The sequence below is a fragment of the Clostridium estertheticum genome (assembly GCF_011065935.2).
Taxonomy (GTDB): domain Bacteria; phylum Bacillota; class Clostridia; order Clostridiales; family Clostridiaceae; genus Clostridium_AD; species Clostridium_AD estertheticum_A.
The window spans coordinates 5,449,285-5,467,577 of sequence record NZ_JAAMNH020000001.1 but is presented as its reverse complement, the minus strand read 5'-3'; the positions used below and the strand labels follow the sequence as shown (position 1 = coordinate 5,467,577).

Here is an 18,293-nt window from a genome sequence, read left to right as displayed (position 1 = left end):
TTCATCATTAACTATTAAGTTATTACGTTCTGCTTCTCTTTTCGCTTTCGGTGTTTCAATTTCTGCTACTTCTTCAGATAATATAAAGAATTCTATCTTATATGTTTTAGAAGTAAGTAATTTAACGGCATTCATTATCAAATCCTTATATCTATTTTCAAGAATATCTTTGGTAAAATTATTAGGAACACCTAATTTAAAAGTATTATTATCTAAGGCCATAGGTTCTATACTTTTAATCCAAGTATTAAAACTAACTTCTGTAAGTTCGCCTTTTATTATGTTTAAGGTTTTTTCCCAGATATCTTTAATTTGGGTGTTCATGTACTACCCTCCAGTTCAAATAAAAAAAATATTTTATGTAAAAACAAACAATGTATAAACAGAGTTATAAACAATAAATAAATACATTATGTGTTGTTGATAAATAGCATTAAAAATATTCACATGTTAATAACTATGTTAACATTTTTAATAGCGATAAAGTTATTAACAATTATAAAAAAAAAGTATTAACAGATAAAATAAGGAATAAATCTACGCATATAGCTAAAAATAGTTGTGCAAAAACAAGTTTTGTACAATATTATAGTAGTTATTCACAATTTTGTCCACAAGTTGTGAATAACTTTATTAATATATAGGTTATTCACAGTTCTTTCTTATATAATATCAAAAAATAACAAGGTGTTCAAGAAGTTATCCACAAAAAAGCATATAAATATAAAAAATATCAACAATATTAAATAAAATGGTTATCTTGACATTGTGAGGTTGTGAATATATAATACTAATAGTAAAACCATAAATATGCGATTGTAAGATGATTGTTATAATTTAAAGGTTAATAAAAGGGGGTGTAGTAGATATGTTCATGACTTACCAGCCTAAAAAAAGACAAAGAAAGAAAGAGCACGGATTCAGAAAGAGAATGAAATCCGCTTCTGGTAGAAACGTTCTTCAAAGAAGAAGACAAAAAGGTAGAAAAAGATTGACAGCATAAGGGCCGCTAATGTGGCCTTTTTCTGCAATTTGCGGAAACGAGGGCGGCTAATATGAATTTTAATGTTAAGAAATACAGAATTAGAAAGAATACTGAATTTAGAACAGTATATAGAAGGGGAAAATCTTTTTCTAACCTACTATTAGTATTATATATCTATAGAAATGGCAAAGATCTAAATAGGTGTGGAATATCTGTAAGTAAAAAGGTAGGAAAAAGTGTAACTCGAAGTAGAGTTAAAAGACTTATAGGAGAAAGCTATAGGCTTAATAATGAAGGATTAAGAACAGGGTATGATTTGGTTTTTATTGCGAGGAATCCTTCTAATGGTAAAAATTACAAAGAAATTGAGAGTGCTTTGAAGAATTTGCTTAAGAAGGCAGGTTTGATTAATAATGAAAAAAATACTTATACTGGGTATTAAAAGCTATAGAAAATATATTTCACCTCTTAAGAGGCCTTGTTGTATATTTTACCCTACATGTTCTCAGTATACTTTAGAAGCTATTGAAAAGCATGGAGCATTAAAGGGCTCTATTATGGGAATAAAGAGAATACTTAGATGTCATCCTTATAATAAGGGCGGCTTTGATCCAGTTAAATAACCACTTGGGAGGTTTTATTTTTGAATTTACAGTTTTTAACTTCTCCACTTGAAAAGTTCTTTTACTTTTTACATAGTGGAATTCATACTGTTATACCAAATAATAATATATCATTTGGACTCGCGATAATTCTTTTCACAGTTATAATAAGGTTAATATTGTTGCCTTTAAGTATTAAGCAAACTAAATCAACGGCTAAAATGGGTGCAATTCAACCAGAAATGAAGAAAGTTCAAGAGAAATATAAGAAGGATCCACAAAAGTCTCAGCAAGAAGTAATGAAGCTGTATAAAGAAAATGGAGTAAATCCAATGGGTGGATGTTTGCCGATGCTTGTTCAAATGCCTATTTTATTTGCTTTATACGCTGTGTTTCAAAATTTAAATATGCAGCACGCTGGTTTCTTATGGATGCCAGATTTATCATTGCCTGATCCTTATTATATATTACCAATATTGTCTACTGTTACAACATACTTTTCATCAAAGCTTATGCAACCACCAGGTGGTGCTCAATCTAAACAAACTTCAACAATGAACACTGCAATGGCTATTTTCATGGGATTTATGAGTCTTAAATTCAAAGGTGCATTAGTATTATATTGGGTAATAAACAACGTAATACAAGTAATCCAAACTGTAGTTATAAATAAAATAGAACTTGGAAAAACTGAACTTGCAAAAAAACAAATTTAACACAAATGCCTAATTTTGATATTGAGAAAGGCGGGTGTCTTACGGTATGAAGATTATAGAAATGATGGGGAAGAATGTAGAGGATGCAATCAATAATGCCCTGAAGGAATTAAAAGTTACTAGAGATAAAGTAAAAGTAGAAACCCTTGAAGAAGGTAGTAAAGGATTTTTAAATATTATAGGGGTAAAACCTGCTAAAATTAGAGTTACAGTTAAAAGAGATAGTCTATATGAAGCTAAAAAGTTCTTAACGGAAGTATTGCAATCTATGAGTATGAAAGCGGAAATAGAACTTAAAGATGAAAATAATGAAATTAGGATTGACTTAATTGGACCTAATATGGGACTATTAATAGGATATAGAGGTGAAACATTAGATTCTCTTCAATATCTTGTAAGTTTAGTTGTAAATAAAAATCACGACGAAGAGTATAAAAGAGTAATATTAGACACTGAAAATTATAGAGCAAAAAGAGAAGAAACACTAAAGAGACTTGCATCTAAAATTGCCTATAAGGTAAGGGTTAGTGGTAGAGTATTAAAGCTTGAACCTATGAATCCTTATGAGAGAAGAATAATACACTCTACGCTTCAAAATGATTCATATATTTATACCTTTAGTGAAGGTGAAGAACCCTATAGAAGAGTTGTAGTTGATTTAAAGAAAGCCTAAGGGCTTTCTTTTTAAATTTACAAAACTTAGTGTAGTATTAATTATATTCTTAAGTTTCAAAGTTATATTTTAAATATATTTCGGAAGATAGACATTCTAAATTCAAATATATAGCATCTTTAGTTGATGATTTAACATTGAACTTTACGAATATTATTAAAAACACTTATAATAGGGTAATAAAAATCGCAGAAGTTGCTTTGATATAATATAATTTAATAGGATATAATAGTAAATACTCATAAAATTAGGAGGTAATATTTAATGAAAGAATTTGATACTATAGCTGCAATAGCAACTAGTATAGGTGAAGGTGGTATATCTATAATTAGAGTATCTGGGGATAAGTCTATAGATATAGTAGATAGTATATTTATAGGTAAAAATAATAGAAAGCTTCAGGATTTTAAATCTTATACTATGAGATACGGTTATGTTATAGATAAAAATGGTAGTAAACTTGATGAAGTTATTCTCTCCTATATGAAGGGGCCTAAAAGTTTTACCGCAGAAGATACTATAGAGATAAATTGCCATGGTGGAGTAGTTGGAACCAATAGTATTCTACAAGAGGTTATTAGAGCAGGAGCAAGAATGGCGGAACCTGGAGAATTTACTAAAAGAGCATTTCTAAATGGTAGAATAGATTTAAGTCAGGCGGAGGCGGTTATAGATATAATAAGAGCAAAGACCGAGCTTAGTATGAAGTCAGCCCTGATGCAATCGGAAGGGTCAATTTCCAGGGAAATAAAAATTATAAGAAATAAATTACTTAGTGTAATTGCAAGTATAGAGGTAACTGTTGATTATCCAGAAGAGGATATTGAAGAAGTAACCGCAGAAATGGTTAGCGGTGACGTTGCTTCAATAATAAATGAGATAGATATATTACTCAGTACGGCAGATGAAGGGAAAATTCTTAGAGAAGGCTTAAGCACAGTAATAGTTGGTAAACCTAATGTAGGTAAATCTTCACTTCTTAATGCTCTAGTTAAAGAGAAAAGAGCTATTGTTACAGATGTACCAGGTACCACTAGGGATGCAATAGAAGAATATATAAGCATTGAAGGTATACCTGTTAAGATAGTAGATACAGCGGGAATTCGGGAAACTGAAGATATAGTTGAAAAAATAGGAGTACAAACATCAAAAGATAAAATAGATGAGGCTGATTTAGTTATCTTATTATTAGATTCAAGTATGGGACTCAGCCATGAAGATAGAGAAATAATTGAATATATTAAAGAAAAAAAATATATTGTTCTGTTAAATAAAAGTGATTTAGGTGGTAAAATAGAGAAGAGCGAATTACAAAGTCTAAAATCAAAATATGTAACTAGTATTTCAGCAAAAACGGGGGAAGGATTAAGCCAGGTTAAAGAGAATATAAAAGATTTATTCTTTAATGGGGAAATTAAAACTGAGGGAGTTTTTGTTACAAATAATAGACATAAGCAAGCTTTGATAAGAGCAAAGGAAAACTTAGAATCATCACAAAATGCACTAGAAAATACTTTTGCTATAGATTTGGCATCCATTGATATACGCAGTGCATGGATGAATTTAGGTGAGATTACTGGAGAAGCTTTAGAAGAAGATATTATACATAAGATTTTCTCAGAATTTTGTTTAGGAAAGTAGGGATAAATATGAAATATGTAGCAGGAGATTTTGACGTTGTAGTTATTGGAGCTGGTCACGCAGGTTGTGAGGCAGCTCTAGCAGCTGCAAGAATGGGAAGCAAGGCTTTAATTTGTGCTATAAACTTAGATAGTGTGGCGCTAATGCCATGCAACCCCAACATTGGTGGCACTGCTAAAGGCCATTTAGTAAGGGAAATAGATGCTCTCGGGGGAGAAATGGGAGTAAATATTGATAATACATATATACAATCAAGAATGCTAAACACTTCTAAAGGTCCAGCTGTTTTCTCCTTAAGGGCTCAGGCGGATAAAAAAGCATACGCACAAAGAATGAAAAATGTACTAGAAAAACAAGAAAATTTACAATTAAGACAATTAGAAGTAGTATCTATAGATGTTGAAAATGAAAAGGTTGTGGGTGTTCTTACTAAAAATGGAGCATATTTTACTACAAAGGCTATAATTATTGCCTCAGGAACATATTTAAAATCAAAAGTTATAATTGGAGATTGTACCTATGATGAAGGGCCTAGTGGACTACTTCCAGCTAATGAACTTTCTAAATCACTAGAGGAAATAGGAATAGAACTCCGAAGATTTAAAACAGGTACGCCAGCTAGAATAAATAAAAGGTCAGTGGACTTTTCTAAAATGGAAGAGCAAGTGGGAGATTTAGACGTAGTTCCATTTTCCTTTATTAGCGAGGACATACATAGAAAACAGATAAGCTGCTATCTAACTTATACAAATGAGGATACTCATAATGTAATTAGAGAAAATATTCATAGATCTCCACTGTACAATGGATCTATTAGGAGTACAGGTCCTAGATATTGTCCCTCCATTGAGGATAAAGTAATGAGATTTGCAGACAAGGAAAGGCACCAAATATTTATTGAACCCGAGGGAGAGAATACCGAGGAAATGTATGTTCAAGGTATGTCTAGTTCGCTTCCAGAGGATGTTCAAGTTGAGGTGTTAAAAACAGTACCAGGACTTGAAAATGTAGAAATAATGAGAACTGCTTATGCCATAGAATATGATTGCATAGATTCAACGGATTTAAAACTTTCACTAGAATTTAAAAATATTCACGGGTTATTTTCAGCAGGACAGATAAATGGTAGCTCAGGATATGAGGAAGCAGCGGCTCAGGGTATTATGGCAGGAATTAACGCTGCACTTAGTATTCAAAATAAGGATCCATTAATATTAAAAAGATCTGATGGATATATAGGCGTTTTAATTGATGACTTAGTTACTAAAGGTACTAATGAACCATATAGGATGATGACCTCAAGAGCGGAGTATAGATTGCTACTAAGACAAGATAACGCTGATCTAAGGTTAACTGAAATAGGATATACAGTAGGTCTTGTTAAGAGTGATAGATATGAAACATTCAAGAAAAAGAAAATGCAATTAGAAGAAGAACTCCACAGAATAAAACATCTGCAAATTACAAATAAAAAAGAAATTGAGGAATTTTTAATTTCTTGTGGTTCTACACCACTGAAAAAGCCTATTAGTTTATACGAGCTTATAAAAAGACCGGAGCTTGATTATTATATAGTTGAAAAACTTGATGCAGCTAGGCCGCTGTTAAATAAATATATACAACAGCAAGTTAACATTGTCTCAAAATACGAAGGTTATATCCAAAAACAATTAGACCAAATTCACCAATTTAAGAAGTTTGAAAACAAAATAATACCAAAAGATGTAAATTACGACAATATAAAAGGATTAAGAATAGAGGCAATGCAAAAATTAGGTAAAATCAAACCGGAAAGTATAGGTCAAGCTTCCAGAATATCAGGGGTATCACCTGCAGATATGTCTGTTTTAATGATTTATCTTGAGCAACATAATAGAATTAAAAAGCAACAAGAATAACTCGGGGGTGAAGAATGAAATACTTTGATATAATGAATCAATCTAGTAATAATGAAGGACTTACGTTTAATGAAAAAAAGTATGAGCAATTTATGAAATATAAAGACCTCATAAAAGAGTGGAATGAAAAAGTAAATCTAACCGCTATAAAAGAAGATGAAGAAATAGTAAAAAAACATTTTATTGATTCTATAAAAGTTTTTAAGTTTCAGGAGCTAAAAAATGCAAAAAACATCATAGATATAGGAACTGGAGGAGGATTCCCAGGTATTCCTATGAAAATAATAAAACCTGAAATTAATATAGTTTTATTAGATTCACTAAATAAGAGAATTAACTTTTTAAATGAGGTAATTAAGGAACTCCAATTAGAAAATATTAAAGCTATTCATGGTAGAGCAGAAGATTTTGCACAAGAAAAGCAATATAGAGAAAAATTTGATGTTGCAGTTTCAAGAGCTGTTGCTAATTTAACAGTACTCAGTGAATTTTGTATACCTTATGTAAAGGTTGGGGGGTACTTTGTTGCAATGAAGGGACCTGCGGTTGAAGAGGAAATTAAGAGTTCAAAAAATGCAATCAGAATGCTAGGTGGACGCATAGAACATATAGAAAAAGTACAAATTGAAGGCAGTGATCTTAACCATAATTTGGTGATAATAAGTAAAATTGCAGAGACTCATAAGAAGTATCCTAGAAAAGCGGGCATGGTCACTAAAAATCCACTAGTTTAACGACAATTCAAAAGGAAAATATCTATCTTCTATAAGAGATCGTTACATACTTTAACAATGACAAACTTCAGTGGGATCTAAATCTCCTTCTGAAGTCGTTAATATTGTAGCTTAGAAAAAGAGGAACGGCTGTGCAAGTGATGATTTAACGACAATTTAAAAGGAAAGTCACCTACTGTTATAAATTGTCGTACGAAAGATAAAAAAAAAAGAAGGAAATAAGGAAAAAATAGAGAATTGTTAATAAAAGGAAAAAGGAAAAACTTAAGGATGGTATATTATGCAAAACGATGTAAAATATGTATCTATAGAATTAATTTCTCCAAATGTCTATCAGCCTCGAAAGCACTTTAATGAAGAAACTATTGAAGAACTTTCACAATCAATAAAAGCTTACGGAATAATTCAACCTCTAACAGTTAGAAAAAGCGGGGATATAAGATATGAACTAGTAGCAGGAGAAAGAAGACTAAGAGCAGCAAAAAAAATAGGACTCCAGCAAGTTCCAGTAATTATTATAGATATTACAGACAAAGATTCTGCAGCAATTGCGCTACTTGAAAACTTACAAAGAGAAGATTTGAATTTTTTGGAAGAAGCATCGGCTTACTTTAATCTTATTCAAGACCATTCTTATACACAAGAGCAATTAGCACAGATAATCGGAAAAAAACAATCAACTATAGCTAATAAATTAAGATTATTAAAATTGGATAAGGAAATAACAAATAGTTTGGTAGAGCATAAGCTTACAGAGAGACATGCTAGAGCGCTGCTCAAATTAAATGATATAAATATCCAAAAGAAAGTACTTAAAATAGTTATTGATAAATCACTTAATGTTAAAAATACAGAAGACCTTATTGAAAAAGAATTATTAAAGCTATGTAGAGATGAAGTAGCTGTTGATGGAAAGAAAAAAATAAAAGGAATCTTTGCACCTAGAGTTTATATAAATACTATCAAGCAAGTGTTTGATAAGTATGGTATAAATGCTGAATATAAATCTAGAGAATTAGAAGATAGTATAGAAGTAGTAATAAGAATACCTAAAAAATAGATTGTAAAAAACAGAATGTTTCACGTGAAACATTCTGTTTTTTTATTTTTTTTAAAATATTTAAAATAATACTATTAATATATTAAACATAAATATATAATAAGCTATATAGTAAAATTAACCTAAAAACATTCAAGTAAATAATAAGGTGAAATCCAGCAGGAAAGTTTACTTTTCAATGAATTATGTGTACTGTGTATAGTAATGAATAATATTATGAAAGGCAGGTGTAGTCATGGAAACCATATGTATTTTTAATCAAAAGGGAGGAGTAGGTAAAACTACTACAAACATAAACTTATGTTCTTATTTAGCCCTGCAAGGGAAAAAGATTTTAACAATAGACATTGATCCTCAAGGAAATACTACTAGTGGACTTGGATTTGATAAGAAAAAAATAAAGTTATCAATATATGATTTGTTAACATCAGATATTTCCATAAGGGATACTATAAAAGAATGTGAGCTAATAAATAATCTGTATTTGGTTCCATCAAAGATGGAACTAGCTGGTGCAGAAGTAGAACTTATAAATATAAGTAATCGTGAAAATATACTAAAGGAAAAGCTTAAAGAAATTGAAGGCGAATTTGATTATATTTTTATAGACTGTCCACCTTCACTGGGAATTTTAACTATAAACGCTCTTACGGCAGCCACTAGCGTGCTTACACCTATTCAATGTGAATTTTACGCTTTAGAAGGTGTTGGACAATTAGTAAATACAATTTCATTAGTTAAAAAGAATTTGAATAAAAATCTAGAAATTCAAGGTGTAATCCTCAGTATGTATGATAATAGAACTAAACTATGTAATGAGGTTGTATCAGAAGTTAAAAAATATTTTAATGATAAGGTTTATAAAACCACAATACCTAGAAATATAAGACTAGCCGAAGCCCCAAGCTTTGGACTTCCGATTATGCTGTATGATGATAAATGTAAGGGCGCAGAAGCTTACGCTGAACTTGCAGATGAGTTTTTAGAAAGACAAGGGAGATGATAGATAGTGAGCAAAAAATTTGGATTAGGTAAGGGCCTGGGAGCTTTAATACCAGAAGAGGAAATAATGGAGGATGGTTCCACAGTGCTTAAGATATCTATGAATTTGATTAAAGCTAATAAAGATCAACCAAGAAAAAGCTTCGACCCTGAAAAAATCTCTGAACTGGCACAATCTATAAAAGAACATGGAGTGATCCAGCCTATTATATTGAACAGAGAAGACGATACATATACAGTTATAGCGGGTGAAAGAAGATTCAGAGCTGCTAAAAGCATAGGACTTGAGGAAATTCCTGCAATTATTATGAATTTAGAAAATAAAGAGGTATTGGAAATATCATTGATAGAAAATATTCAAAGAGAAGATTTAAATCCTATTGAAGAAGCTCTAGCTTATAAAAGACTATTAGTTGATTTTAATCTTACTCAAGAAGAAATAAGTAAAAAGGTATGTAAATCAAGAACAGCTATAACAAATTGTATGAGATTATTAAATTTAGATGATAGAGTTCAAGATTACATAATAGATGGAGTTATTTCTGAGGGGCATGGAAGAGCAATACTGGGGATAAGTGATAAGGAAATTCAATATGGAATTGCTCAAATGGTCATAGATGACAGTCTTTCAGTGAGAGAAACAGAAAGGTTAGTAAAAAACTATGAAAATGAAAAAAAAGAAAAAGTAGTTAAAAATGAAAACAATATATATTATAAAGACATAATGAATAAGTTAGAAAATAGATTTGGAACTAAAGTTTTTATAAATTCTAAAAATAAAAGCAAGGGTAAAATTGAAATAGAATATTATTCAGAAGAGGATTTCGAAAGAATTTTAGAGGTTTTTAATATATAATGTTTCACGTGAAACATAATTGAGAGGATGTAATTCATAATGCAAAGTATATTCAATTTTATAAGTAGTGCGCAGATATATATAACATTAGCACTTATGATTCTTGTATTCATATTAATAATAATAATTATAATGACCTATGCATCGTTAAATAAACTAGAGAAAAAGTACAGAAAATTAATGAGAGGTGTAAACAACAAAAATTTAGAGGAGCTGGTTATATCCCATTTAGATAAAATTGATGGGGTTAATGAAGAAAATAAGGTTATGAAACAAATGTATGAAGAAATAAATGGACAACTAAAAACCTGTGTTCAAAAGACCTCAATGGTAAGATATAGGGCTTTTGATGATGTTGGTAGTGATTTAAGTTTCTCTATAGCACTCTTAGATGGAAATAACAACGGTGCTATATTAACAAGTATTTATGGTAGAAATGAGAGCACAACCTATGCTAAACCCATAGATAAGGGGATATCTAGGTACGATTTATCAGAGGAAGAAAATAAAGTGTTACAAGAGGCCATGAGTTTAAAAAATAAATAATGTTTTATTTTAAATATTATAATAAAAAAAATTTTATTGGGCACACTAAAAATAAAGAGGTTTTTTATGGTAATATGTATTTCACAAGAACTTGAATATTTACAGGATGAACTAATTAAAAGGGGATATACTGTAATAAATAATAGAGATAATAATACCTATTGTGATGCAATAATATGCAAACTTAAAGATGGTGGACTTATAAATCTAAATATGCAAAATAATATACGAAGAGAAGGAACATTAATTATTGATAGTGGAAGTAAAACTATTGATGAAATAGAATATATATTGTGTAATAAGGTATATAGTTCAATATTTTAAAAATCATTCTTTAATATATTTTTAGCTTAAATGAAAAGTATGTACAAACTTTATGAAAAATCATCTTAAGGCATACAGAAAGATATGAAAGATATGGATACGACTTTTAATCTAATTTCAAATGAAATAATAAAAAAACAAATACATTATCATAAGATGTTGTTGAAACATGCTTTAGATTTTATATTTGTTTTTTTATGTGAACAAATTAACCTTCAACATCTTTTATATTGAAATCCTCATAAATGGAATTTAATTTTCTTCCTCCTACAGTTTTGAGTATTGAATGATATAAACCATTTGCAATGGCATCAGCCAGCACCATTACTGTATACAATCTAGTATTTTGAAGAACCATAAATTCAAAGGCTCCAGATATATTTACAACCCCAGTTATGCTTAAATCACCTACTTTGGGCAAATCTTTATTCATAGCAGCACCAGGGCACAATGGTTTTTCCTCAACAATAATTTTCCCTACATTTTGTAAACTTCCAAGGCATGCATCAATTGCAATAATGTAAGGATCAGTAAAGGTATAGTTAATTTCATCAATTGTTTCACATAAATTTTTCGCGTGCACGGGACACTCAAGGCTGCCGTAAATATGAATTTTATTTCGAACTAAAAATTTAAGTTTGTTTCCAACCAATGGTCCTAAGCTATCACCGGTAGAACGGTCGGTTCCAATACATAAAACAACAATGGGACGTGAGCATTTAGCTATGGGAAAAATATATTGACTTATAATATCTCTTAACTTAAAAGTACAATCACGGGACATTGAATCTAAAATAACTTTATCTACCATAAAAAAACCTCCTATTTGGATTTTATCCATGTAAGAGGTTTTTTATTCTATAAAACTTCAACTTTTTTCAATATATTGTAAAACACAACTAAAAACATACAGAATAACATGCCAATAAGACCATTAGCTTTTAGACCTATAAATATAGAAGCAAGAACTGCAACAGGATTTATACCTAGCGAGGAGGAAACTATTTTAGGTTCTATAATTTGTCTTACTATGGTGATAATTATATAAGATATTAGAAGGCCTAAAGCAGCTACATAATTTCCATATATAAAAAATATTACGATTAGGGGAATATATATAGCTCCTATACCAAAAATGGGAAGCAAATCAAATATCCCACATACTATACTTAGCGTCACGGCATACTTAACTTTAAAAACTAAAAAAACAACTAATGTTTCTAAAAATGTTATAGTGATTATAAGTAAGTAAGATAGTAAATAGTTTTTAAACATTTTTTTTGATTCATCAAATATATAATGTATTCTATCTCCATTTTTATTAGGAATTAAATCAAATATTTTATTGCTGGAAGATGATAAATCTTTTGTGAAAAAATATGTGGCAAGTAAAGTAAATAATAAAACCATCAAGGTATAAGGGATAGTGGACATAAAACCTAGGGTTAGGGAAAATATTTTTGATGAAGCACCCATACTAACATTTATAGTTTTGGTTATATAGTTAGAAATATTTGACTCAATATTACCTATAATGCTGGGATCTAAATTTTTATAATAGTTTTGTAAATTGTCAAAAAAATGGAGGATATTATCTTTGTTACTTGAAAAATAAGATTGAATGTTTTTTATTAGTTGTATTGTTTCTGAAGTTATAGTGGTTATAATTAAAGACAATAATATAACCATTACTGTGAAAAATACAGTAGTAGTAAATAATGAAGCTATGGTGTTTTTAATTTTAAATTTTCTCATCAAAAATTTTGTTGGTATCCTAAGAAGTGAAGCTAAAATAAGAGCTAATACAAAAGGTAGAGTATACCCTATAGTTTCGAAAAAAATTACAAAAACAAAGGTATACAAAATAAAGAACACAGTTAACTTGTCAATTTTTTTTAGAATGTTTTCCATTTAGAAAAATCACACCTTTCTAATAATAGAATTGAGAGAGTTAAGGGTATAATCAATGTCTTTTATATCGTTAAAAGGGCCAATGCCAAATCTTAGTGCGCCAATTGGATATGTGCCAATAGTTTCATGGGCTAGAGGGGCGCAGTGAAGACCAGTTCTTGTTGTAATTCCATATTCAGTATCTAGGATAAATCCTAATTCTGAATTGTCGATTTTTGTAGAATTAACAGATATTGCAGCTGTTCTCTTAGAACTGTTACTAAAACCATAAACTTCAATAGAATTTATATTTAATAGCCCATTTATAAAAGCTTCACACAAATATTCTTCATGCTGCTTAATAGAGTCTATGCCCTGGGTATTAATAAAATTAATCCCTTCTAGAAGCCCGGCTACACCTGGGCCATTTAATGTCCCACTTTCAAATTTATCAGGTAAAAAATCTGGCTGAATAATACTAGATGAAAGACTACCAGTGCCACCTTCTATAAAGGTACTACACTGCTGATTTAAATCATCGTCAATTAAAAATCCACCTATACCTTGAGGTCCCAGTAAGCTTTTGTGACCTGTAAAGGTTAGTGCATTACAATTTAATTTATAGAAATCTAAGGGTAACACTCCGGCAGTCTGAGCAGAGTCTATGACGAAATAAATACCTTTTTCTCTACATATTTTACCTATAGCTTCTAGAGGTTGAATTGTTCCAATAATGTTAGAAGCATGGGAGAGAACTACTAGTTTTGTATTAGGCTTAAGTGCGTTTATAAAATCATCTACATTTAGGAGTCCTTCTTTTGAACAAGGAATAATGTCTAGCTGTATAGCGCCCTTTTGGCAAAGAGAGTTTAGTGGTCTTAAGGTAGCATTGTGATCCATTGAGGAGGTTAGCACATGCCAGCCTTGCTTTACAACGGATTTTATAATGGTATTTAAGGAGGTTGTAATATTTGGTGTAAGAATTACGTTTTCGACCTTATCAAAGTGAAAAAAATCCATTAATGCATACCTACAATTTAAAATAACTTTATTTCCTGCAAGGGAAGCAGTGGATGCACCTCTTCCAGGATTTGTACCTATGTTCATCATATAATTCATCATTGAAGTGTAAACTTCCGGTGGTTTTGGAAATGTAGTGGCTGCGTTATCTAAATATATTTTCATGGTTTCCTCCAATTTTACAAAATAAAATAATAGTATTACTACCTTCTATAGAAGGTGCAGTATCTATTAATATTATCAATAGCAAGTTAAATTTTGTTTTGATATAATTTAAACTATAAATAGCTTATAATAGACTTAGTATAAGAATGTAAATTTTTTCAGCAAAAAAACTAGTGAATATTACATTATAAGTATTTATTTAAAATTAACATATAATACAATATTATAATCCAAAGTTCTATAAATGTATATGAAATCGATAGTTATAACAAAGAAAGGGGTGTGAATGGTTTAAGTTAATTTTGCATTAAAATTAATTTTAAACTTAAACAATATGAAAAATATAATAGATTGCAAGGGGTTACTATGTCCAATGCCCGTGGTTAGGACAAAAAAATATTTTGATTCAATTGAAAGTGGAGAAAGCACAATAATTGTAGATAATTTAGTTGCTAAAAACAATATAGTAAAACTAGCTGATGGTAGTGGATACAAGAGCATTGTAGAAGAAAAAGATAAATTATATTATATTAATATAACTAAAGACAAAAATGAAGTAGTAGATGTTGAGATAAAAGAAAATAAAAAATTTACGTTGCTAGTATCTACTGATAAATTAGGTCTTGGGGATGATGAACTAGGAGCTATACTTATGAAAAGCTATATATTTGCATTATCAGAAGCAGATACAATACCTAATGATATACTCTTTGTTAATGGAGGAGTAAAGCTTACCACAAGTGATTCGCAAGTACTGGATAGCTTAAAGAAATTAATCAGTAGAGGAGCCAATATTTTAGTTTGTGGCGTTTGCCTTGATTTTTATAGTATAAAGGATAAGCTTTCTGTTGGAGAAATATCTAATATGTACACTATTGTGCAATTGATGAATAATGCAGATAATACTATTAAACTTTAGGATAGGGTGAAAATATTGAATAAATATTATATAGTAACATTTCAAAATACACATGAAGCTATGAAAGCAGAAAGAGAAACTATAAAGAAGCAGATAAAGGTAGTAGTTATTCCCACACCTACCTATATAACTAAAAGCTGTGGGATTAGTTTAAAAATAGAAGAAGAAAATATTCAAAGCATATTTAAACTTATAAAGTCAGAAAACATAAAAGTAAAAGAAGTTTTCCTGAGAGATGGAGAAAGTGTAAAAGCTATTGAAGGTGGGATATGTAGTGAAGGTATTTAATTTAGGAGATATTGTTGAAATGAAAAAGACTCATCCTTGTGGTAGTAAGAACTGGGAGATTATTAGGTTGGGTGCAGATATAAAAATAAAATGTTTAGGTTGTGGAAGGTTAGTTATGCTTCCAAGAATTAAATTTGATTCAGGAGTAAAGAAAATTATAAAAGAAAATGTAATTAACAAAGAAAATTGAGTAGCTAAAGAATAATAACTTGATTTTTGTATGATTAAGTGATATAATCTATTCTTGTAATCCCTGCTGTGCAATGCGCAGCCGTTAGTCCGAGGGGAGGAGGTGAAATTAATGAGAAAGTATGAAACTATATTCATATTACATCCATCATTAGACGAAGAAGCTGTTAAAGCTAACGTTGAAAAATTTAAAGGTATAATAGAAAATAATGGTGGAGTTATTGAAAATGTTGATGCATGGGGCAAAAGAAAATTAGCCTATGAAATACAAAAGGTTGGTGAAGGCCACTATACATTAATAAATTTCAATTCAAATCCAGAATTACCGAAAGAATTAGATAGAGTATTTAGAATTACTGACAGTGTTATAAGACATATCATAATAAATCCAGAAAAATAGGTGGTGCTTTTATGAATAAAGTTGTTTTAGTTGGTAGATTAACAAAAGATCCTGAGTTAAAATTTGCTCAAGGAACAGGAACAGCTGTAGCCACTTTTACTGTAGCCGTTAATAGAAGATTTAAGCGAGAAGGTCAACCAGAAGCAGACTTTATTCCAGTAGTTGTATTTGGCAAGACAGCGGAAGCTACTGCTAATTACATGAGTAAGGGTAAGCTTATAAGCGTTTCTGGATACATTCAAACTAGAAATTATGAGGCTAAAGACGGAACTAAAAGATATGTTACTGAAGTGATTGCTGATGAAGTTGACTTCCTTGAATGGGGAGGCACAAAAGAATCAGCAGCGAATACTAATCAAGGTGGATATAATGGCGGATCTAATGCTGGATCTAAAGATTTTGGCAGTGATAGCGATATAACACCAATTGATGATGGAGACATTCCATTCTAATATTAGGTAAGGAGGAAAAAAACAATGGCTATGAACGAGCGTAAAAGAAGCAGTGGCGGAAGTGCTGCTGGTGGAAATAGAAAGAGAATGAAAAGAAAAGTTTGTGCTTTTTGTATGGATAAAGCAACTGCAATTGATTATAAAGACATAAACAAATTGAGAAAGTATGTTACAGAAAGAGGAAAGATTCTTCCTAGAAGAATTTCTGGAAACTGTGCAAAACATCAAAGAATGCTTACTGTATCTATCAAGAGAGCAAGAAATATAGCATTATTACCATTTACTACTGAATAGTAAATGACTGAAAGCAGCGCCTTACGGTAGCTGCTTTTATTTTTTTAAAATAAAAGCAAATATTTTAGTGAATAATAGAAATATAAATTATAAAATATATATGATTTAGCGTGATTTGTAGTATACTTGTAGTTATAACCCATAAAATGTAAACATTATAAACTATTAAATATTATGTTACCTATTGCCCATTATATATTACATATATATAAATAAACTTTAGTTGCATAATATCAGAAAAATAACTAAAATAGAGTTATGTGCATAAGCCTACAGAGGGAGATGATATACTATGAAAAAAGATGATTTTAATATAATGTCTAATGTTAAGCTAATTGAAAGTTTGAAGGCTGAGCTACTATGTATAATAGGTGATTTCTTCAAATTACTAAGTAAAGGAAGCAATGTTGCTCAAGACGCTATACTAGATTGTATTTCAGGGGCAATAATACTTTTATATATATTAGGTGAAAGGCTAGGATACTCCAATGTAGCTGTAGATGAAAGTATGAAAAAGAAACTAAAGGTGGGAATAGTTGAAGGGGATAACATAGAAAAGGATGGGAAAGATTTAAGTAGACTATATATACACATAAAAGGAAGATAAATGATGGAGGAAAAAATGAAGAATAAGGATTATAGTACAAAGGCAATGGTGGAGGCTTCACTTATGGCTGTTATAATTTCAGTAATGATGATTATAATAGGATATTTGCCATTTCTAGCATTAATAGGAACATTGATATTACCAATTCCCGTGGCAATACTCTATATAAGGCATAACAGCAAAATAACAATCACTGCTATATCACTCAGTATAATTTTAGCATCCTTAGTCTATAATCCAATAATAGCAATAGGTTCAGCTATAACTTGCAGCACTGTTGGTATTGCACTTGGTTATTGCGTTAAGAAAAATAAAAGCCCATCTACAACATTATTGTTTTTAGCTATTGGTTCTGCAATATCGAATACATTAACCTTGGCTTTTTCTTTATTGTTTATAGAAAAAATAGGTTTTATGAATTTTATTACAAATAAATTAGATTTTATGAAGGCATCAATGACGGCTTCATTTACTCAATTAAAAGCAATTTACATGCAAGCAGGAATAACTCCAAAGCAGTTGAAGATTTTAGATGATAACTTAGAAATAATAAAAAAGATGGATGTTATGCTAGTTCTGATAGTAATACCTGCGAGCATTTTCATTTTCTCGTTTATATCAGCTTATTTGAATTATATAGTGTCTAGAGCGATATTAAACAAACTAAACTATAAAATGCAGGAGGTATTACCTTTTAGTAGAGTTTATGTTTCTAATATAGTAGGAGCTGTACTCATAGGCATAGTATGCATAGGGATAATACTTTCAGCAAAAAAGATAACTGGTGGGAATTATATACTAAATGCCTCTCAGCTTCTTACGCAGTATATATTTATTATTAATGGCTTGGCTGCAACTACATATTTTCTAAGAGTTAAAAGAAAATTATCTAAACCAATAGTATTATTATTTATAGCTCTAACAACACTTTCGTCTCTGGGTAAAATTTACTTTTCAATAGGACTCATGGAAATGGCTTTTGATTTTAGAAGGCTTGACCCATATAGAATTAAAAGAAAATAATTGGGGGCG

At 30.2% G+C, this 18,293-nt stretch carries 25 protein-coding genes; 21 read left to right on the top strand and 4 right to left on the bottom strand.

The genetic code is table 11. The features are described 5' to 3' along the window. The coding region (locus tag G9F72_RS26225) for a DnaA N-terminal domain-containing protein (RefSeq protein WP_318010968.1) at window positions 1–324 on the bottom strand (324 nt) is incomplete at its 3' end. Between the two features lie 544 nt (window positions 325–868). On the opposite strand from G9F72_RS26225, the gene rpmH reads away from it, so the two are divergent. From rpmH to G9F72_RS26160, 13 genes are all read left to right on the top strand, one after another. Beyond that, window positions 869–1,003 carry a 50S ribosomal protein L34 gene (gene rpmH / locus G9F72_RS26220; RefSeq protein ID WP_164957317.1) on the top strand — a complete coding sequence of 45 codons (135 nt, stop codon included), beginning with the start codon at window positions 869–871 and terminating at the stop codon, window positions 1,001–1,003. Between the two features lie 52 nt (window positions 1,004–1,055). Continuing rightward, window positions 1,056–1,427 (top strand): ribonuclease P protein component, encoded by a 372-nt coding sequence (rnpA, locus tag G9F72_RS26215; RefSeq protein ID WP_164957316.1) that lies wholly within the window; start codon window positions 1,056–1,058, stop codon window positions 1,425–1,427. Next, window positions 1,399–1,608: a membrane protein insertion efficiency factor YidD gene (yidD, locus tag G9F72_RS26210; protein ID WP_164957315.1), complete on the top strand. Its 210-nt coding sequence runs from the start codon at window positions 1,399–1,401 to the stop codon at window positions 1,606–1,608. Before rnpA ends, yidD begins: the two co-directional genes overlap by 29 nt. Before the next feature lie 20 nt (window positions 1,609–1,628). Then, window positions 1,629–2,303 carry a membrane protein insertase YidC gene (gene yidC, locus G9F72_RS26205; RefSeq protein ID WP_164957314.1) on the top strand — a complete coding sequence of 225 codons (675 nt, stop codon included), beginning with the start codon at window positions 1,629–1,631 and terminating at the stop codon, window positions 2,301–2,303. Window positions 2,304–2,349: 46 nt separating this feature from the next. Continuing rightward, window positions 2,350–2,976: an RNA-binding cell elongation regulator Jag/EloR gene (jag, locus tag G9F72_RS26200; RefSeq protein ID WP_164957313.1), complete on the top strand. Its 627-nt coding sequence runs from the start codon at window positions 2,350–2,352 to the stop codon at window positions 2,974–2,976. A gap of 264 nt (window positions 2,977–3,240) precedes the next feature. Next, window positions 3,241–4,617 carry a tRNA uridine-5-carboxymethylaminomethyl(34) synthesis GTPase MnmE gene (mnmE, locus tag G9F72_RS26195; protein ID WP_164957312.1) on the top strand — a complete coding sequence of 459 codons (1,377 nt, stop codon included), beginning with the start codon at window positions 3,241–3,243 and terminating at the stop codon, window positions 4,615–4,617. A gap of 8 nt (window positions 4,618–4,625) precedes the next feature. Next, window positions 4,626–6,515 carry a tRNA uridine-5-carboxymethylaminomethyl(34) synthesis enzyme MnmG gene (mnmG, locus tag G9F72_RS26190; RefSeq protein WP_164957311.1) on the top strand — a complete coding sequence of 630 codons (1,890 nt, stop codon included), beginning with the start codon at window positions 4,626–4,628 and terminating at the stop codon, window positions 6,513–6,515. Window positions 6,516–6,529: 14 nt separating this feature from the next. Next, entirely contained in the window at window positions 6,530–7,249 is a 720-nt protein-coding gene (gene rsmG, locus G9F72_RS26185) for a 16S rRNA (guanine(527)-N(7))-methyltransferase RsmG (protein ID WP_164957310.1), read from the top strand. A 280-nt stretch (window positions 7,250–7,529) separates the two neighbouring features. Further along, window positions 7,530–8,309, top strand: a complete 780-nt coding sequence (gene noc / locus G9F72_RS26180; RefSeq protein ID WP_164957309.1) for a nucleoid occlusion protein — start codon at window positions 7,530–7,532, stop codon at window positions 8,307–8,309. Between the two features lie 235 nt (window positions 8,310–8,544). After that, window positions 8,545–9,312, top strand: a complete 768-nt coding sequence (locus G9F72_RS26175) for a ParA family protein (protein ID WP_164957308.1) — start codon at window positions 8,545–8,547, stop codon at window positions 9,310–9,312. A 6-nt stretch (window positions 9,313–9,318) separates the two neighbouring features. Then, window positions 9,319–10,167 carry a ParB/RepB/Spo0J family partition protein gene (locus G9F72_RS26170; protein WP_164957307.1) on the top strand — a complete coding sequence of 283 codons (849 nt, stop codon included), beginning with the start codon at window positions 9,319–9,321 and terminating at the stop codon, window positions 10,165–10,167. Window positions 10,168–10,206: 39 nt separating this feature from the next. After that, a complete protein-coding gene (locus tag G9F72_RS26165; RefSeq protein ID WP_164957306.1) occupies window positions 10,207–10,713 on the top strand; it encodes a DUF4446 family protein in 507 nt (168 codons plus the stop codon). Between the two features lie 66 nt (window positions 10,714–10,779). Beyond that, window positions 10,780–11,037 carry a YkuS family protein gene (locus G9F72_RS26160; RefSeq protein WP_164957305.1) on the top strand — a complete coding sequence of 86 codons (258 nt, stop codon included), beginning with the start codon at window positions 10,780–10,782 and terminating at the stop codon, window positions 11,035–11,037. A 208-nt stretch (window positions 11,038–11,245) separates the two neighbouring features. Here G9F72_RS26160 and yyaC read toward each other — a convergent pair whose 3' ends face one another. From yyaC to G9F72_RS26145, 3 genes are read right to left on the bottom strand one after another with little or no spacing between them, the layout of a single operon-like run. Next, window positions 11,246–11,848, bottom strand: a complete 603-nt coding sequence (gene yyaC, locus G9F72_RS26155) for a spore protease YyaC (protein ID WP_164957304.1) — start codon at window positions 11,846–11,848, stop codon at window positions 11,246–11,248. A gap of 47 nt (window positions 11,849–11,895) precedes the next feature. After that, complete coding sequence (gene ytvI, locus G9F72_RS26150) at window positions 11,896–12,948, bottom strand: sporulation integral membrane protein YtvI (RefSeq protein ID WP_164957303.1); 1,053 nt, start codon at window positions 12,946–12,948, stop codon at window positions 11,896–11,898. A gap of 9 nt (window positions 12,949–12,957) precedes the next feature. Beyond that, entirely contained in the window at window positions 12,958–14,112 is a 1,155-nt protein-coding gene (locus G9F72_RS26145; protein ID WP_164957302.1) for an aminotransferase class V-fold PLP-dependent enzyme, read from the bottom strand. 334 nt (window positions 14,113–14,446) lie between these two features. On the opposite strand from G9F72_RS26145, the gene yedF reads away from it, so the two are divergent. The 8 genes from yedF (at window position 14,447) to G9F72_RS26105 (ending at window position 18,284) form a co-directional block, all read left to right on the top strand. After that, a complete protein-coding gene (gene yedF / locus G9F72_RS26140; protein WP_164957301.1) occupies window positions 14,447–15,031 on the top strand; it encodes a sulfurtransferase-like selenium metabolism protein YedF in 585 nt (194 codons plus the stop codon). A gap of 15 nt (window positions 15,032–15,046) precedes the next feature. Then, a complete protein-coding gene (locus G9F72_RS26135) occupies window positions 15,047–15,319 on the top strand; it encodes a DUF3343 domain-containing protein (RefSeq protein WP_164957300.1) in 273 nt (90 codons plus the stop codon). Between the two features lie 19 nt (window positions 15,320–15,338). Continuing rightward, complete coding sequence (locus tag G9F72_RS26130) at window positions 15,339–15,509, top strand: DUF951 domain-containing protein (protein WP_263487215.1); 171 nt, start codon at window positions 15,339–15,341, stop codon at window positions 15,507–15,509. Window positions 15,510–15,620: 111 nt separating this feature from the next. Then, window positions 15,621–15,908, top strand: coding sequence for a 30S ribosomal protein S6 (gene rpsF, locus G9F72_RS26125; RefSeq protein WP_164957298.1), 288 nt, complete (start codon window positions 15,621–15,623; stop codon window positions 15,906–15,908). Window positions 15,909–15,919: 11 nt separating this feature from the next. After that, window positions 15,920–16,360, top strand: coding sequence for a single-stranded DNA-binding protein (locus tag G9F72_RS26120; protein ID WP_164957297.1), 441 nt, complete (start codon window positions 15,920–15,922; stop codon window positions 16,358–16,360). A gap of 30 nt (window positions 16,361–16,390) precedes the next feature. Then, window positions 16,391–16,654, top strand: a complete 264-nt coding sequence (gene rpsR, locus G9F72_RS26115) for a 30S ribosomal protein S18 (RefSeq protein WP_372481131.1) — start codon at window positions 16,391–16,393, stop codon at window positions 16,652–16,654. 292 nt (window positions 16,655–16,946) lie between these two features. Next, on the top strand, window positions 16,947–17,261 hold the full coding sequence (locus G9F72_RS26110) for a MazG-like family protein (RefSeq protein ID WP_164957296.1): 315 nt from the start codon (window positions 16,947–16,949) through the stop codon (window positions 17,259–17,261). Window positions 17,262–17,276: 15 nt separating this feature from the next. Continuing rightward, on the top strand, window positions 17,277–18,284 hold the full coding sequence (locus tag G9F72_RS26105) for a DUF2232 domain-containing protein (protein ID WP_164957295.1): 1,008 nt from the start codon (window positions 17,277–17,279) through the stop codon (window positions 18,282–18,284). The last annotated feature ends 9 nt before the right edge of the window (window positions 18,285–18,293 follow it).

What these genes read in the sequence shown, in the direction of transcription:
- G9F72_RS26130 (WP_263487215.1), top strand. Translation starts at nt 15,339, where the DNA reads ATGAAAAAGACTCATCCTTGTGGTAGTAAGAACTGGGAGATTATTAGG.
- rpsR (WP_372481131.1), top strand. Translation starts at nt 16,391, where the DNA reads ATGAACGAGCGTAAAAGAAGCAGTGGCGGAAGTGCTGCTGGTGGAAAT.
- G9F72_RS26120 (WP_164957297.1), top strand. Translation starts at nt 15,920, where the DNA reads ATGAATAAAGTTGTTTTAGTTGGTAGATTAACAAAAGATCCTGAGTTA.
- ytvI (WP_164957303.1), bottom strand. Translation starts at nt 12,948, where the DNA reads ATGGAAAACATTCTAAAAAAAATTGACAAGTTAACTGTGTTCTTTATT.
- noc (WP_164957309.1), top strand. Translation starts at nt 7,530, where the DNA reads ATGCAAAACGATGTAAAATATGTATCTATAGAATTAATTTCTCCAAAT.
- jag (WP_164957313.1), top strand. Translation starts at nt 2,350, where the DNA reads ATGAAGATTATAGAAATGATGGGGAAGAATGTAGAGGATGCAATCAAT.
- rnpA (WP_164957316.1), top strand. Translation starts at nt 1,056, where the DNA reads ATGAATTTTAATGTTAAGAAATACAGAATTAGAAAGAATACTGAATTT.
- G9F72_RS26105 (WP_164957295.1), top strand. Translation starts at nt 17,277, where the DNA reads ATGAAGAATAAGGATTATAGTACAAAGGCAATGGTGGAGGCTTCACTT.
- rsmG (WP_164957310.1), top strand. Translation starts at nt 6,530, where the DNA reads ATGAAATACTTTGATATAATGAATCAATCTAGTAATAATGAAGGACTT.
- G9F72_RS26110 (WP_164957296.1), top strand. Translation starts at nt 16,947, where the DNA reads ATGAAAAAAGATGATTTTAATATAATGTCTAATGTTAAGCTAATTGAA.
- mnmG (WP_164957311.1), top strand. Translation starts at nt 4,626, where the DNA reads ATGAAATATGTAGCAGGAGATTTTGACGTTGTAGTTATTGGAGCTGGT.
- mnmE (WP_164957312.1), top strand. Translation starts at nt 3,241, where the DNA reads ATGAAAGAATTTGATACTATAGCTGCAATAGCAACTAGTATAGGTGAA.
- yedF (WP_164957301.1), top strand. Translation starts at nt 14,447, where the DNA reads ATGAAAAATATAATAGATTGCAAGGGGTTACTATGTCCAATGCCCGTG.
- yidD (WP_164957315.1), top strand. Translation starts at nt 1,399, where the DNA reads ATGAAAAAAATACTTATACTGGGTATTAAAAGCTATAGAAAATATATT.
- G9F72_RS26145 (WP_164957302.1), bottom strand. Translation starts at nt 14,112, where the DNA reads ATGAAAATATATTTAGATAACGCAGCCACTACATTTCCAAAACCACCG.
- yyaC (WP_164957304.1), bottom strand. Translation starts at nt 11,848, where the DNA reads ATGGTAGATAAAGTTATTTTAGATTCAATGTCCCGTGATTGTACTTTT.
- rpsF (WP_164957298.1), top strand. Translation starts at nt 15,621, where the DNA reads ATGAGAAAGTATGAAACTATATTCATATTACATCCATCATTAGACGAA.
- G9F72_RS26175 (WP_164957308.1), top strand. Translation starts at nt 8,545, where the DNA reads ATGGAAACCATATGTATTTTTAATCAAAAGGGAGGAGTAGGTAAAACT.
- G9F72_RS26165 (WP_164957306.1), top strand. Translation starts at nt 10,207, where the DNA reads ATGCAAAGTATATTCAATTTTATAAGTAGTGCGCAGATATATATAACA.
- G9F72_RS26160 (WP_164957305.1), top strand. Translation starts at nt 10,780, where the DNA reads ATGGTAATATGTATTTCACAAGAACTTGAATATTTACAGGATGAACTA.
- rpmH (WP_164957317.1), top strand. Translation starts at nt 869, where the DNA reads ATGTTCATGACTTACCAGCCTAAAAAAAGACAAAGAAAGAAAGAGCAC.